1 rRNA gene (cut by a window edge) is annotated in these 322 nt (G+C 53.1%); it reads right to left on the bottom strand.

Going from position 1 to position 322, the window contains the following annotated elements:
• Window positions 1-322 (bottom strand): 23S ribosomal RNA (locus ASE86_RS13250) (its annotated part extends 786 nt beyond the left edge of the window); the annotation flags it as partial.

Raw genomic sequence — 322 nt, 5'->3', positions numbered from 1 at the left:
CTCGCCACTACTGACGGAGTCTCGTTGATGTCCTTTCCTCCGGGTACTTAGATGTTTCAGTTCCCCGGGTTCGCTTCAAACCCCTATGTATTCAGGGCATGATACCTTCATGTGACCAACTGTATTGAATGACCAAGACCACCGCACAGATTGCTCCGCGCAGCGCCATGACCACACAATACAGAAGGTCGAAGGTGGGTTTCCCCATTCGGAAATCCCTGGATCAAAGCTCGTTCGCAGCTCCCCAAGGCTTATCGCAGCGTACCACGTCCTTCATCGCCTCTCAGCGCCAAGGCATCCACCGAATGCTCTTAAGACACTT

This window comes from Sphingomonas sp. Leaf33 (assembly GCF_001421785.1).
GTDB lineage: Bacteria > Pseudomonadota > Alphaproteobacteria > Sphingomonadales > Sphingomonadaceae > Sphingomonas.
Note: the sequence above shows the minus strand (reverse complement) of the source record. Positions and strands in the feature narration are given on the sequence as shown.